This is a genomic window from Thalassospira xiamenensis M-5 = DSM 17429 (assembly GCF_000300235.2).
In the GTDB taxonomy this organism is placed as follows: Bacteria; Pseudomonadota; Alphaproteobacteria; order Rhodospirillales; family Thalassospiraceae; genus Thalassospira; species Thalassospira xiamenensis.
Genome location: NZ_CP004388.1, coordinates 3857540 through 3871874, shown reverse-complemented (window position 1 = coordinate 3871874; position 14335 = coordinate 3857540). Strand labels below are relative to the sequence as shown.

Annotated in this window: 11 protein-coding genes; 3 read left to right on the top strand and 8 right to left on the bottom strand. The window is 56.0% G+C overall.

The features are described from left to right. Positions 1-27 precede the first annotated feature (27 nt). The 3 genes from TH3_RS18000 to ftsE all read right to left on the bottom strand — a co-directional run bounded on the left by TH3_RS18000 (position 28) and on the right by ftsE (position 2501). On the bottom strand, positions 28-753 hold the full coding sequence (locus TH3_RS18000) for a YdcF family protein (RefSeq protein WP_052268382.1): 726 nt from the start codon (positions 751-753) through the stop codon (positions 28-30). 120 nt (positions 754-873) lie between these two features. After that, complete coding sequence (locus tag TH3_RS17995) at positions 874-1776, bottom strand: cell division protein FtsX (protein WP_007092007.1); 903 nt, start codon at positions 1774-1776, stop codon at positions 874-876. Positions 1777-1823: 47 nt separating this feature from the next. After that, positions 1824-2501 (bottom strand): cell division ATP-binding protein FtsE, encoded by a 678-nt coding sequence (ftsE, locus tag TH3_RS17990; RefSeq protein WP_037987102.1) that lies wholly within the window; start codon positions 2499-2501, stop codon positions 1824-1826. Between the two features lie 366 nt (positions 2502-2867). On the opposite strand from ftsE, the gene TH3_RS17985 reads away from it, so the two are divergent. Beyond that, positions 2868-3683: a DUF3426 domain-containing protein gene (locus TH3_RS17985; protein ID WP_074624793.1), complete on the top strand. Its 816-nt coding sequence runs from the start codon at positions 2868-2870 to the stop codon at positions 3681-3683. A gap of 80 nt (positions 3684-3763) precedes the next feature. On the opposite strand, the gene TH3_RS17980 is transcribed toward TH3_RS17985, so the two are convergent. Continuing rightward, positions 3764-6184, bottom strand: a complete 2421-nt coding sequence (locus TH3_RS17980; protein ID WP_040060162.1) for a DUF4175 domain-containing protein — start codon at positions 6182-6184, stop codon at positions 3764-3766. Between the two features lie 499 nt (positions 6185-6683). Here TH3_RS17980 and TH3_RS23100 point away from each other — a divergent pair, with 499 nt between their 5' ends. Next, positions 6684-6860, top strand: coding sequence for a hypothetical protein (locus tag TH3_RS23100; RefSeq protein ID WP_167710588.1), 177 nt, complete (start codon positions 6684-6686; stop codon positions 6858-6860). Positions 6861-7288: 428 nt separating this feature from the next. Here TH3_RS23100 and TH3_RS17970 read toward each other — a convergent pair whose 3' ends face one another. Beyond that, complete coding sequence (locus tag TH3_RS17970; RefSeq protein ID WP_040060160.1) at positions 7289-8080, bottom strand: AraC family transcriptional regulator; 792 nt, start codon at positions 8078-8080, stop codon at positions 7289-7291. 108 nt (positions 8081-8188) lie between these two features. Here TH3_RS17970 and TH3_RS23615 point away from each other — a divergent pair, with 108 nt between their 5' ends. Beyond that, positions 8189-11428 carry an efflux RND transporter periplasmic adaptor subunit gene (locus TH3_RS23615; RefSeq protein WP_007092013.1) on the top strand — a complete coding sequence of 1080 codons (3240 nt, stop codon included), beginning with the start codon at positions 8189-8191 and terminating at the stop codon, positions 11426-11428. A gap of 69 nt (positions 11429-11497) precedes the next feature. Here the strand turns inward: TH3_RS23615 and lysA are convergent, their stop codons facing one another. Genes lysA through argH form a run of 3 tightly spaced genes read right to left on the bottom strand, consistent with a single transcriptional unit; the run spans position 11498 to position 14318 of the window. Continuing rightward, positions 11498-12763 (bottom strand): diaminopimelate decarboxylase, encoded by a 1266-nt coding sequence (lysA, locus tag TH3_RS17960; RefSeq protein ID WP_007092014.1) that lies wholly within the window; start codon positions 12761-12763, stop codon positions 11498-11500. Beyond that, positions 12760-12906 (bottom strand): LPS translocon maturation chaperone LptM, encoded by a 147-nt coding sequence (lptM, locus tag TH3_RS22910; protein WP_007092015.1) that lies wholly within the window; start codon positions 12904-12906, stop codon positions 12760-12762. The genes lysA and lptM overlap by 4 nt, the downstream gene beginning before the upstream one ends. Beyond that, positions 12903-14318 carry an argininosuccinate lyase gene (gene argH, locus TH3_RS17955; protein ID WP_007092016.1) on the bottom strand — a complete coding sequence of 472 codons (1416 nt, stop codon included), beginning with the start codon at positions 14316-14318 and terminating at the stop codon, positions 12903-12905. Before argH ends, lptM begins: the two co-directional genes overlap by 4 nt. Positions 14319-14335 lie beyond the last annotated feature (17 nt).

Genomic DNA, 14335 nt, shown 5'->3' with positions numbered 1-14335 from the left:
ATACGACACGAGTGAAACGCTGTATCTTCAACCCGATTTCTGTGCCAGGCGATTTGATGCGGAATAATCCTGTCCGGAAGGTTCTGGTGTCGGGGCGGGGCCATGCAGGTTGGCGCGATCACCGTCTGGCAGCAGCCGCAGGATATAGTTCCTGAGGCTGGCAAACAGGAATTTGTTATATTCGCTTGCGATCAGGCTGGCGCTCCCCGGCCACCGCCACCAGCTATCGACCTTGACGTTATCGGGGAACACCGGGTGGGCGATGATTTCGACATCGGGCATCAGGCTGCGAAATTCCAGAAGCGACCTCGGCATGTGATAGTTTGCCGTGACGATGCGCAGGCTTTTATAGCCTTCCTCATACACCCAAACCGCCGTTTCCTGCGCATTGCCGCGGGTGTTTTCCGCAACATGACCCAGAACCACACAGCATGAAACCAGCCGGGGATCGGCTTTGCCCGCCGATAGAAGCTCGTCGACTTCAACCCCGCGATAGACGCCGGAAATAAACAGCTTTCTGGCAAGCTGGCGGGTCAGAAGACGGCGCCCTTCCGAAAGCCGTTCACTGCCACCGGTCAGAACAACGATGGCGTCAGTCTTGCGATCAGGTTCATCAACCGCAGTTGGAATGATGTCGACATACCAGATAAACCCACCCGCCCAGACCAGCCCCAGCAGGATCAGGGTCGATAGCAAAAACCGGAACCGGCGAAAGCGTCGTCGGTGCTGAACGGAAAGGGGCGGCCTATTCATATGATTGGGCCTGACGGGACGCTGGCATGCGACAGGGCTCTCCTTTTGGGACAAGGTCATGATCCGAAACAGTAAATGATCACGACGCTGCAGGCCGACTATACGGAGGAGTGAGGCAGGTTACAACATTCTGCGCAAGACACGCAGCACAGTTCTTTTGGCCGTCATCTGTGCGACACCGGCGACCACGAACGGAATGGCGATGATGATGCCGATGAAAAGCGGGCTGAAAACCAGTGTCGGGATAGGCCATCCCGCCCGCATGCCAAGCCACGCGATCACACCCGAAACCGGCAGGGCGATCAGAAGGCCGATCAATGCCCCGAAAAATGCCAGCCGCAGGTTATGGCGGGCAAACTGGCCCGCGATATAGGAATCCTGTGCCCCGATCAGATGCAGCAATTCAATGATCGTCCGATGGATTGAAAGACCCGAACGTGTGGCAAAAACAACCGACAGCATGGTTGCCCCAAACAGCACGACGATTAACGCCATCAATGCCAGTTCCACCGAAAAGGCAACATCGGCAATCCGTTCTATCCAGATGCGATGATCATCCAGAACGGCTTCGGGGGCGATTTCACCCAGACGGCGTTCAAGCATATCGAAATTAAACCCGGTTTCCGGGGTGATTTCGATAATGCGCGGGATTGGTAATTCGCTGACGATTTCATCGGGGCCAAGCCACGGTTCAAGAAGGGCCGACATGGTTTCGGGGCTGAGTTCCTCGATCCGGGAGATGCCGGGCATGTCGGCGAGCTGTTCGATAATATCGTCAACGGTTGCCTGCAAAGCCTGTTCGCGTTCTTCGGTGTCGCGATCCGCCATGCCGGTCGGGGGAACCTGTATCGAAAGGCTGCCTTCGATCTGACCGGACCATTTGCCGACACTGTCATGCAGGGCCGCCAGGCCAACGATCGAAAACGTCAGTAAGGCCACCATCAATGCGACGATGCTTGGCAAGAAGCGCGTCGATGAGTCGCTATCAAGTGGCAGATGTGACGGTTGCGAACGAAAAGCCATGATCGATTTTGGGTCCTGTCTGAGCCAGTTGCCGTCGGTTTGGTCGGTTACGCGCTATGCGTGATGTCGTGCAGGGTGCCAGCCTCAAGCAGCCATTGATTATGGCCAAAGCGACGCACAAGTTGCCGGTTATGGGTGGCGATCAGCACTGTGGTGCCAAGTTTGTTCAGTTCTTCAAAAAGATATAACAGCCGCATGGCGATCCGGTCATCAACGTTGCCGGTCGGCTCGTCAGCCAGAAGCAGAGCCGGGCGGCCGATAACCGCGCGCGCGATGGCAACGCGTTGCTGCTGCCCGCCGGAAAGCCGCGATGGAACCGCATTGATCTGATCACCAAGGCCGACCCATTCGAGAAGTTCGGTCACATTTTTGCGGATTTGCAGATCCTCGACCCCGGCGACGCGAAGCGGCAGGGCGACATTTTCAAAAGTCGTCAAATGATTGATCAGGCGGAAGTCCTGAAACACCACGCCGATCTTGCGGCGGATGGCGGGCAGTTCGTCGCGCGGAATGCGGATATTGTCGCGTCCGAAAATATTGATCTCGCCGCGTGTCTGGCGCAGGGCAAGATAGAGCAGGCGCATCAATGTCGATTTGCCCGCACCAGAAGCCCCGGTCAGGAAATGAAAGCTGCCACGATGCAGGGTAAAGTTCAGATCGCGCAGAATCTCCGGCCCGGATTCATAGCGGACACCCACATTCCTGAAACTTACGACTTCAGTCAAAACTTGCGCTCCATATCGCAGCACGACGTATCAGACCCGACATAACATGATAATGATGGGGCCGCTTGAACAATTGCAAAAGTCCGATCTGGCTGATCCCAAATTGGGTATCATTATAGATTGGCCGAAAATATGACGACTTAAACAGTTCTTCGGATGTCATCTAAGCACCATATGTGCAATGCTGTGCCATCCAAATTGGGGCAGCTTCAGTTATCTGTGCTTAACAGTCTGTTAAATCGCCGCTATTTACATATAGTGTAGGTTCTGCCCTACACCGGCGAATTCGGGGGATCGTCGGAAATCACTCAGGTTATGGCCGTGCCCCGGGTTTCATGCCGCTGACATCGAGATGCCAGGTTTGCAATGATCATTACTTGCCCAGATTGTTCAAAAAAATACTCTGTGAAAACAGAGGCGATCGGCCCAAAGGGCAGAACCGTACGCTGCAAAAACTGCGGCAATAGCTGGCATCAGGACCCGCCGGGAATGAAAACCCCGTCGCCAGCGCAGGAAAACAAGCTGCCGCCGCCTTTCGATCAGGATGGCGCGCTTGGTGCCGATTTCAATGCCGATCAGATGCCAGGTCAGGTTGATCCCGGTTTCGAGGATGCGGACAAAATTCCCGATCCGCCCCCCATCCCGCAGCAGCTGATTCGCAACAATCCGAAACCGCCTGCGAAATCGAAAAAGGGTGTGATTGGCTGGATCCTGTTCTTCCTGATCCTTGGCGGGATTGGTGCGGGCGGATATTTTGCCAAAGATATCCTGATCAATCTGTGGCCGCCGATTGCCAAGGTCTATGACATGGTCGGGCTTGATGTGCCCCATGTTGGCGAAGGCCTTGATATTCGTGAATTGCCGCCGACTCGCGAAGAGGAAGACGGGGTTGATGTTCTTGTCGTTCGCGCCGAGATCGTCAATATCGATGAGATCGACCGGGCGTTGCCCTATTTGTTGATTGAGCTTCTCGATCCGCTGGATCGTGTGGTTCAGCGCAAAAAAGTGCCGCTGATCTATGACGAAAGTGCGGTGCAGGGCGGGGCGGACATGCCGATGGAAGCCCAGATGCTGCCGGTTGGCGAAACCATGACGGTCGAAACCAAAATCCGTCGTCCGAACCCGACAGCAACCCGTTTGCAGGTCACATTCCTTGACCCGCGCGAGGCGGTCGAACCCTGACCGGTTTGATCTGAAAATGACAAGGGCAGCGATCCGTCGCTGCCCTTTTGTTTTATCTGTGTCGTCCTTTTGACCGGCCTTTAGAACCGTTTCAGCAAGCGATCAATATATTCCTGTTCGATCACCGGGCGGTCCGGGTCGCCGGATCGGCGGCGCAGTTCCTGCAAGATGCGCCATGCCCGTTCAAGCGTGTCGACTTCGGGGATGACGGTGGTGCCATCGCCGCCCACCGGCCGACCAAGCGGATCACGATTGCCCGACCCCTGAAGTTCATCAAGCATCGGCATCATCTGGCTTAAACCTTCAAGAGCACGGCTTAGCTCGCCAATACCCTGTTGCAGGGCTTCCATGGCCAGCCCCTGTTGTTGCAGGGCTTCGTGGGCGCGATTGTGGTCAAGGGCGTCTGCGGCGCGTTGCATGGCCTCTATCGCGGTTTCTATGCCGCTGAGATTGCCAAACTGGCCAAAGCCGGAATTGTTGGTCAGGCTCTGTGCGTCCCCGGCAAGATTTTGCTGCTGCCGGGCGCGGTTGCCATTGCCGCCGGGGCTTGAGGGATTATCCCCCTGATTCATCAGATCCTGTTGTCGGCGGGCAAGATCGCGAATGCCATCAAGCATTTCGCGCAAGGTGGATGTGATATCGGCCCCGCCGTCGCCCGATGTGACCTGCATGTTTTCGACCAGTTCGCGCAGGCGGTCGATCAGGGCGCGCGCCTGATCACGCGCACCAGCCTGCATGAGTGCTTCGATCTGATCGACGATACGTGACAGGTCCTGCTGTTCAAGGATGGCGGCGGGGCCCTGTTGCTGGTTTTGCTGATTCTGCGGTGCCTCGCGGGCGAGGGCGGCCATATATTCGTTAAGGGCGCGGCGATAGTTTTCGATCAGATCGGCGATTTCGGTTTCGGTCACGTCCGGGTTGGCAAGGGCATCCAGCAGCCGTTCCTCAGCCTCCATCAGATTGCGTTCGGCCATGCCATAGCTGCCGCGTTCGATCTCTTCGGCGATGTGCCAAAGCAAACCGGCCACGTCCTGATGGATGTCGCGATCACGCAGATGGGCCGAAAGTCGTGCCTCTGTCACGGAAAGTGCAAGAAAAATGCCGATATGGCCGTTAAATGCCTGCGGGGCATAAATGACAGGCATAAGGGCGTTGCGCATTTCAAGTGCCTTGTCGGGATAGCGCAGCAATCCGCGGCGGATCGTGATCAGTTTTTTCGCCACGGGATGGGTGAATTCACGTTCGGGCAGAATGATTGAACGTATGTCGCTTTCGCCATTTTGTCCGGCGTTGTCGAGCGAAACCAGTTGCAGATTAACCGGAAGCCCCGCCCATGGATGGGATACCAGATCAATGAAACGGGGGCCTTCGATCCGTGTCGGCATGGCGGCCGGACCACCCGGGGTGTCACCACCAGACAGATCGATACGGATAGTGTCGATGGCGCCAAACTGTTCGTGACCAACGCCGTCGGTTGCGGGCGTGATAACCAGTTCAAGGTTTTTCATGCCGTAATCATCGGTCGCAACGTAGTCCAGCCGGATATGTTCGCGCCGGGTAATCGAAGGCGGGCTTGCAAATGAAAGTGCGGGCGGTTTATCGGCAACCAGATTGACATTAAGGGTCAGCCGATCCGTGCCCCACACCGAAATGCGCCATGGTCCGGCCTGATCAAGTGCGGTCGAGAGGACATAGCTGTTGTCGCTGCTTTCGGAAATGTCGCGTTCACCGGTCGGCGTATGCAGGGTCGGTTGCCAGACACTGCCGATGCTGCCGGCCAGTGTCGACCCGACAGGCACGTCGACATCAATGGCGCTGGATGCGTCAGAGCCGCCATCATCCTGCTTTTGCTGGCCTTTAACCTGCTCGAACCGCAGGACGCGCGGGATTTGTCCGGTATAGGCCGGGGGGGTCACCCACAATGTCGTGCTGAAATCAGCAGCACCCAGCCGTTGCAGCGGGCTGAATGCCTTGTAAAACCGCTCGCTCATGCGGTCGTGACCGGCAAACAGGCCAACGCTCAGAAGCAATACGGGCAAGATGACCAACCCGTATCGATCCACCCTGGCAAGGGACGGCACCGGACGGGGCAGATGCAGATGGTTCAGCATTGCCTCGTGGCGTTGCAACTGTTTTTGCCACAGATAGCTGGTCAGTGGGTCGTCGCGATCTTCGATATGGTCTTCAAGGCTTTGCAGCGGGTTGTTTTCAAGGCCGTTTTCCTGTTCGATCCTTTGCAGGACAGCACGGCGATTGGGCCATGTGAAATGACGCCACGGCAGGATGATGGCGACAAGTCCGGTAACCGAGAGGATCGAAAGCAAAATGATATGCCCGGTCGCGGGCAGCATTTCAAACGTACCGGTCAGGGTTAGACCGGCAATCAGCATCACGATTGTCAAAGGCGGGATCAGCCGCGGCCATACCCGTTCCCACGACATGATCATCCGCGCCAGGCGCAGATGACGTTCCAGTCGGGGATTGGGTGGTATGATCGACATATCGAATTTCGGCCCCTGCAATCGCCCCGTGTCCGGGACATGTGACGCCAGCTGGGTCTTGCAAGACCCTAATCTAAGTTTGGGGCTTTGACGTGGCGGGTCAAGTCAGGATCGCGCGTGAGCCAAAATAAAAACCGGCCCGAATGGGGCGGATTTTGGCGGTATATAAAGTTTTTTCAGAAAGTTCTTGATTTGTTCTTTTTGTTGTGGCATAAGGACAAAGTCAACGGGAGAAATGCACCCGGACCGAAACCCGCGAGGCCTTGTGCCTTGCGGGTTTTTGCGTTTTGGGGCGGGATCAAAGAGGTGATCAGGATGCAGCGGCAAGGATTGAGGCAGGGCGGCGGGGCACTCCGCAGGATGCTCATCGGCGGATGGCGGAGCCATTACGGCGGCATTTTGCGCCGGTTCTAACAGGTTTCGAACACCCTTATTTGTCATGACGGGAGAGGTGCGTCTTATCGGGGAAGGGACCCCGGATTTGCCGGAAGCGGCAGCAATGGCAGCGATGACGGCATCGGATTGTGGCCCGTCGGTGGTGGACAGGTTGGGGGCAAGTGCGCCCGAAGTCCGTCTGCCGGTGAAAATGGCAGCGGCCCGAGGTGTGTCTGAACGTCGGGGTAGTAGGTTGTCGCCGTGGCTAGACGGTGATCGAGGCAGCAAAGAGCCCGATTGATTGTCCGTCGAAGATGGCTGCTGGAGGCCCGAGTTGTGTCTCGGCTTCTGAGGTCACGGCATTGCTGAATTTTGCCGAAGCGGGCAACGAGGGTGCGGGCGGTCGGCGAGCCGTCCATTGGTCAGGCTGGCAGAGGTCCGAGGTCCGACCCGGGTTCGGTGGTCGTGGCCGGAGCGCGCGGTAAGCCAGTGGTTGGGGCCGTCTGTTGCCGTGCTTCCAGAGTTTGGCGTTCCTATCCTGTCATTGTGTGAATTGACGCATAAAAATGGAAACGCGACACATAAAATTAGAATTGGCAGAGCAAGTTCATTTGAGTGAAATGAGTTCGCTCTGACCTTTCTTTCCCGCCGATATTTTTGCGACGCGGTGTCTGGTTACCGATACTCTTATCAGCTCCGAAACCGAACTTTCTTTTTCTGGCACAATAACTAGACATCCCTGTTTTGAGCAAAATACTGAGCTGGTGTGCTACCCAGGGCTTTTTTGAACATTGTGATAAAGGCATTCACGGACTCATATCCCAGCGCACCTGCAACATTCTGCACCGCCTCACCACTGGCCAGCTCCCGCAGGGCAACAACCAGATGCAGTTGCTGTCGCCAGCGCCCAAAGGTAAGACCCGTTTCCTGCACAATCAAACGGGCGAGAGATCGCTCGCTCATCGCGACATGCCTGGCCCAATCCTTCAGCGTGGTGCGATCAGCAGGGTCGAGCGTCAAGGCATCTGCCATCAGCTTAATTTTTGGATGATTGGAAATTGGCAGATTAAAACGCTCTCGCGGCATGTCGGCCAATTCATCAAGCATGACACGCGCAAGCCGCGCCGCATGGCTATCGGGCGGATACGCACAGCAATCCCGGGCGAGCCGATCAATCATTTCGCGGATCATCGGTGAGATCGACAACGTACAACAGGTCGCAGGCAAATCAGCCGCCCCTGGCGCGACAAACAGATAATTAAGACATGCGTTCGCCGTGGCACGCGCGCTATGCGGCACATCACCCGGAATCCAAACCCCGCAATTGGGTGGCACCACCCAAAGCTCGTTACCTGCGCGACAGGTAACAGCCCCGCGCAAGGCCAAAATCAACTGCCCTTTGCGATGCACATGCAAAGGTACTTCACCAGCGTGGTCCGAGAAATCCAGCTTATAGGCGAGTGCAGGCACAGGTATGAGGTCAGGATCAAAAACAGAAACAGCAGATCGTAATTCCGTCATGAGAATGGCAGTTTTTAGTGATTTTATGTCATAATATCGAATTTATTAGTTTTTGCAAATCATTCACAATTGCGGGCATTGAGGACAACACGCTCCAGGAGGTCCCTTTTGACCCAGGCCATAAAAATTGGAATAAACTTCTTTTGTTCTCCCACCCTGAAGATTGATGCAAACGCAATCCTATTTTCCGCCAAAACCTTCATTGCGGCGATGCTGGCCTATTACATTTCGCTCCGGATCGGGCTGCCCCGCCCGTTCTGGGCGATCATAACGGTGTATATCGTCTCGCAAACCTCTGCCGGTGCATCCCTTAGCCGGGGTGTATATCGCTTTGCAGGCACCTTCATCGGGGCTATCGCAACCGTAGCCATCGTCCCGAACTTTGCGAATGAACCGATTTTATGCAGCCTCATCCTCTCTGGCTGGATTGGTTTGTGCCTGTTCTTTTCGCTGCTTGATCGTACGCCCCGCGCCTATGCCTTCGTTCTTGCAGGCTACACCGCAAGCCTGATCGGCTTCCCCAGCGTCCTTGATCCCGGTGCGGTTTTCGACATCGCATCCTTGCGCGTGCAGGAAATTTCCATCGGCATTCTCTGTGCCGTACTGATACATCGTTATGTCCTGCCCAAACGCATGACGGGCCTATTTACCGGTAAACTTGCTACAACAATGCAGAATGCGCATCAACTGGCCAAGGATGCGCTAAATGGCACGCCAGAAGAAAACCGTAGCGACCGTAAACAGCTCTCGCTTGACCTGCTGACGCTTCAGGATCTGGCCACCCATCTGCCTTATGATCCGGCACCTGTCATACCCCATCGCAGAATTCTGCGTCTTATTCATGATCGCCTGGCGCGGTTGCTTCTGCTCACGACAGAAATCGAAGAACGCATTCATTTTCTGCGTCATGATGGCGACTTTGCCCCTGCCGAACTTACCCGCCTGATCGATGATGTCAGGACATGGTGCACACTCGCAGATATCGCCGATGAGAGCGACGCAACGTTTGATCTGATCGCGCATGCACGAACCGTGCAAAAACAATTGGCGAAAGAAAAGGCATCTTCGGTAGATTTGGTTGGTGCGAACCTTGCCGGCCATCTTGCCGAGATGATCGGCCTGCTTCATGACTGCAAGCAATTGAAGTTCAGTGCAACTCTTATCAATCCTCTTCGGAACACAAGATCGCTGCATGGTCCCAAACATGCCAGGGGCTATGTTTATCACCGGGACCCCCAGATGGCCGCGCGTGCTGCACTTGGCGCCATTACGGGCATTTTATGCGGCTGTGCATTCTGGATATGGTCAGGCTGGACAGAAGGGGGAACCGCTGTTTCCGTTCTCGGTGTCTGTTGCACCCTGTTTGGCAATTTCGATACGCCGGTGCCCTTTGTTGTCAAATATACCATTGGCACATTGTATGGCATCGCCTTCAGCCTATTTTACAGTTTCTTCATCCTGCCGCAGGTCACGGATTTCGCCGTTCTTGTAGCAGTTCTCGCACCGGCTTTCCTGCTCGCGGGCTCCCTTCAGGCACGCTTGCCCACCATGATGACCGCCCTTGGCATTGCCCTGACCATTCCAATCCTGTCAGGCCTCGGCACCAATTATTCAGGTGACTTTGCTGCCTCGCTCAATATCTCGATTGCAGTCTTGGTCGCCGTAAACTTCGGGGCACTAAGCATGTCCATGTTTCAAACAGTTCGCGCTGACACTGCGATCAAAAGACTGCTCGACCTTAGTCGACGGGATATCGGACGCCGCGCATTGGGCCATGCCCCCAACGAAGCGCGCTGGATCAGCCTGATGATAGACCGGACAGCACTGTTGCAGCCCAAACTTCGGGCATCCGGCAAGGCCTATAGCTCTGTCCTGGACGACACGCTGCATCATCTTCGCATCGGCCATGTCGCAGGTCGGCTCCACAAGATGATCCCCCTGCTTCCGTTCGAAGCAAGAGCCCCGATAAAGGACCTTCTTTTGGCAACCGCAAACTATGTCAATGCCAGAAAGCCGACAAAGAACCATGACCCTGTGCCGCTTAACCAGCACATCGCGACTGTGATGGCGATTAGCACACAAGGCCCAAAGAAAAACCGGACACAAATACGCGATCTGCTCATTGACCTTTGCTTTGCTCTGCTCTGGGTGCAGCGCCCCTTTCGCAGGCGGGAAAACCCGTATCATGACCCAGGATGTCAATTTCTGGGGAGTTCTGATTCCCGGCTTGGTGGTTCTCGCCGCTATGGCACTGGTCGGAACCATCGCAACCATACGCTTGCTGTTCGCTACCCGCTTATCCCGCATCTTTACCTACAGACCGCTCATCGAGCTCGCCCTCTTTATCACCATTTACGGTCTGCTCACGCTATACCTGCCATTAAACGGATTTTTACCGTGAAAACTGTTATTTCTCTCGTCGGCCGCTACATCGTTACTCTTTGTCTGGTCGCTGCATCGGCCTTTGTCGCGTTCAAGGCTTGGAGCCATTATGACAAAACACTCTGGACCCGAGACGCCCGCGTTGGCGTTGATGTCGTACAGATCGCCCCGGAAGTCTCCGGCACGATCCGTTCTGTTTCCGTTGCGGATAACCAATATGTAAAACAGGGCGACGTTCTATATCAGATAGAGCCAGAACGCCTTGAACTGGCTGTAGCCCTGGCCAAAGCAGATGTCGAAGCAAAACAACAGGACATGATTGTCCGGCAGGCAACCGCCCGGCGACAGCGCCAATTAAAGGATTTCGCATCCCGGGAAGCCATTCAGCAAGCGAATGGTGCCGCAGCAGTTGCCAGCGCGGCCTATCAATCGGCGCAGGCCTCCCTCGATCTGGCCAAACTCAACCTCGCCCGATCGACAATCCGTTCAACAGTTGACGGCTATGTAACCAATCTAAAGCTCCGCCCAGGCGATTATGCGACGGCAGGTATAACAAAAATTTCCGTCATCGATGCCTCCAGCTTCTGGGTCACCGGATACTTTGAAGAAACGAAGATAGGCCGGATTCATATTGGGGCGCCCATATCGATACAGCTGATGGGTTTTGACCAACCGGCATTTGGTCATGTTGAAAGCATTGGCCGCGGCATAGAAAACAGCAATGACACACCGGGGCATCTCGGCCTCCCCAATGTCGCCACAACATTTTCATGGGTTCGTCTTGCCCAACGGATCCCTGTTCGCATCAAAATTGACAAAATCCCTGCCAGCATAGAACTGGTGGCTGGCATGACCGCAACGGTCCAAGTCATGCGTCAAGATAGAGCAACAAATACCGATAACCACGCCTCATCTGCGTACCCCGATCTTGACGGCCTATATCGCCTCAAACATAGCGAATACTGATACAGGCCAAGCTCCCCGTCAAACTAACCGGCAATATATTGCCGGTTAGTTTGCATATTCCGGTCCGGGTCAGTCCAGCCAGTCGGGAATACGGTCCAGACCGATCAGTTCGTCAATCGACTGACGTGGGCGGACGATGGCGAATTCATCGCCCTTGACCAGGACTTCCGGCGTCAGGGCGCGTGTGTTGTAGGTCGATGACATCACTGCACCATAGGCACCCGCCGACATGACGGCGACCAGATCGCCCGGTTTAAGGTCATCGGGAAGTTTGCGGTCCTTGCCGAAGGTGTCGCCGGTTTCGCAGACCGGGCCGACGATATCGACGGTTGCCTGTTTGTCGCCTTCACCCTGTTCATCGACCGGGATGATTTCGTGATAGGCGTTGTAAAGGGTTGGCCGGATCAGATCGTTCATCGCGGCATCGAGAATGACAAAGCGTTTGGCCTCGCCATCCTTGATATACATGACGCGCGAAATCATCACACCGGCATTGCCCGCAATCAGGCGGCCCGGTTCGAGCGTGATGTGACAGCCAAGGTGCCCGACGGTTTCGCGCACCATCTGGCCATAGGCATCGGGCAGGGGCGGTGTTTCGCCCTGATAGGCAATGCCAAGCCCGCCACCAAGATCAAGATTGCGGATATTGATGCCTTCGGCCCGAAGCTTTTCGACCAGATCGGCAAGACGGGTGAAGGCTTCGCGGAACGGTGCAAGATCGGTCAGTTGCGATCCGATATGCATGGCAATGCCGGTCACGTCGATGCCGTCCATGGCGGCGGCCATGCGGTAAACCTCGATCGCGCGGGTCCAGTCGATGCCGAATTTGTTTTCGGCCTTGCCGGTGGCGATCTTTTCGTGGGTTTTGGCATCGACATGCGGGTTGATGCGGATCGCGATGCGGGCCTTTTTGCCCATGTCGAGGGCAACCCGGTTGAGTTCTTCGAGTTCCGGGATGCTTTCGACATTGATCTGGGCGATATCGGCATCAAGGGCTTCGCGCATTTCGGCATCGGCCTTGCCAACGCCGGAAAAAATGACTTTGCCCGGGGCGACACCGGCGCGTAGGGCACGGCGCATTTCGCCAACCGAAACCACATCGGCCCCGGCCCCCAGTTTGGCCAGCGTTTTCAGCACAGCCTGATTGGAGTTCGCCTTGATGGCGTAGCAAACCGTGGCATCAAGCCCGTCAAACGCACTGGCATAAACGTGATAGTGACGTTCAAGGGTGGCGGTGGAATAGCAATAGAACGGCGTGCCGACTTTTTCGGCAAGCTCGGGGATGGAAACGCCTTCGGCGTGAAGGACGCCATCAATATATTCAAAATGGTTCATTGTGCCGGATATGTCCGTGGATAGTTGCGGCCTTCGTCGGTCGGTGGTTCAAGCGGGCCTTTTTTGCCACACGCGGCAACAGACAGGCCCAGCATCACCGCCAGTACGATCACTGTGCTGCGTTTGAAGATCGGGTTGCTCATTTCAGGAACCTTTCCTTTGCCGCTGCGACCTGTTCCCTGACGCGGACCGGCGCGGTGCCGCCAAAGCTTTGACGGGCGCTGACCGATGCCTCGACGGTCAGGACATCGTAAACGGCCTTGGTGATTTTGGGTTCGATCCCCTGAAGGTCTTCGAGCGAAAGCTGATCGAGATCACACCCCTTGCCTTCGGCCAGTTTCACGGTCGCACCGACCACGTGATGGGCGTCGCGGAACGGCATGCCCAGTTCGGCCACCAGCCAGTCGGCCAGATCGGTTGCGGTGGTGTAACCGGCCCCGGCGGCAGCACGCATGTTGTCCTTATGCACCTTCATGTCGGCAATCATGCCGGTCATGGCGGCGACACAAAGACCCAGATGGTCGTGGGCTTCGAATACCGGTTCCTTGTCTTCCTGCATGTCCTTGGAATAGGCCAGCGGCAGCCCCTTCATCGACAGCATCAGCGAATTATAGCAGCCAACGATACGGCCGATCTTGGAGCGGATCAGTTCGGCAGCATCGGGGTTGCGTTTCTGCGGCATGATCGACGAGCCGGTCGAAAATTTGTCCGACATGCCGATAAATTTGAACTGTGCGGAACACCAGATCACCATTTCCTCGGCCAGGCGCGACAGATGCATGGCGGTGATTGAGGCCGCGTTCAGATATTCCAGCGCAAAGTCACGATCCGACACCGCATCGAGCGAGTTCGCGGTCGGACGATCAAAGCCAAGCGATGATGCCGTCATGTGACGGTCAATCGGATAGGGCGTTCCGGCAAGGGCCGCCGAACCCAGCGGGTTTTCATTGGCGCGTGTGCGGCAATCGGCAACGCGGCCACGATCCCGGCCAAACATTTCGACATAGGCCAGAAGATGATGGCCAAAGGTGACTGGCTGGGCCGCCTGAAGGTGGGTAAAGCCCGGCATGATGGTTTCGGCATGGGTGCCGGCCTGTTCGATCAGGGCTTCCTGAAGGCCCTTGAGCCCGGCTTCAAGATCGGCCAGTGCCACGTCGCGGACCCAGAGTTTGAAATCGGTTGCGACCTGATCATTGCGGGAGCGCGCGGTATGCAGGCGACCGGCCGCAGGCCCGATCAGATCACGCAGGCGGCTTTCGACATTCATGTGGATGTCTTCAAGGGCAGCCGAGAAGGTGAATGTGCCGTTTTCGATTTCCTGAAGGATCTGGTCTAGACCCGCGACTATTTTGTCGCCATCTTCTGCGGGGATGATCTTCTGCTTGACCAGCATGGCGCAATGGGCTTTGGAACCCTGAATGTCCTGGGCGTACAGGCGTTTGTCAAAGCCGATGGAAGCATTGATTTCTTCCATGATGGCGGACGGGCCCGCTTCAAAGCGGCCTCCCCACAGGGCGTTGGCATTTTTCTGGTCGGTGGCGTTTTGATCGGTCATTGTGATCCGCAAGCGTT

Coding starts and splice junctions, on each gene's coding strand:
- TH3_RS18000 (WP_052268382.1), bottom strand. CDS start 753: ATGAATAGGCCGCCCCTTTCCGTTCAGCACCGACGACGCTTTCGCCGG.
- TH3_RS17995 (WP_007092007.1), bottom strand. CDS start 1,776: ATGGCTTTTCGTTCGCAACCGTCACATCTGCCACTTGATAGCGACTCA.
- TH3_RS17985 (WP_074624793.1), top strand. CDS start 2,868: ATGATCATTACTTGCCCAGATTGTTCAAAAAAATACTCTGTGAAAACA.
- TH3_RS17980 (WP_040060162.1), bottom strand. CDS start 6,184: ATGTCGATCATACCACCCAATCCCCGACTGGAACGTCATCTGCGCCTG.
- TH3_RS23100 (WP_167710588.1), top strand. CDS start 6,684: ATGGCAGCGATGACGGCATCGGATTGTGGCCCGTCGGTGGTGGACAGG.
- TH3_RS17970 (WP_040060160.1), bottom strand. CDS start 8,080: ATGACGGAATTACGATCTGCTGTTTCTGTTTTTGATCCTGACCTCATA.
- lysA (WP_007092014.1), bottom strand. CDS start 12,763: ATGAACCATTTTGAATATATTGATGGCGTCCTTCACGCCGAAGGCGTT.
- lptM (WP_007092015.1), bottom strand. CDS start 12,906: ATGAGCAACCCGATCTTCAAACGCAGCACAGTGATCGTACTGGCGGTG.
- argH (WP_007092016.1), bottom strand. CDS start 14,318: ATGACCGATCAAAACGCCACCGACCAGAAAAATGCCAACGCCCTGTGG.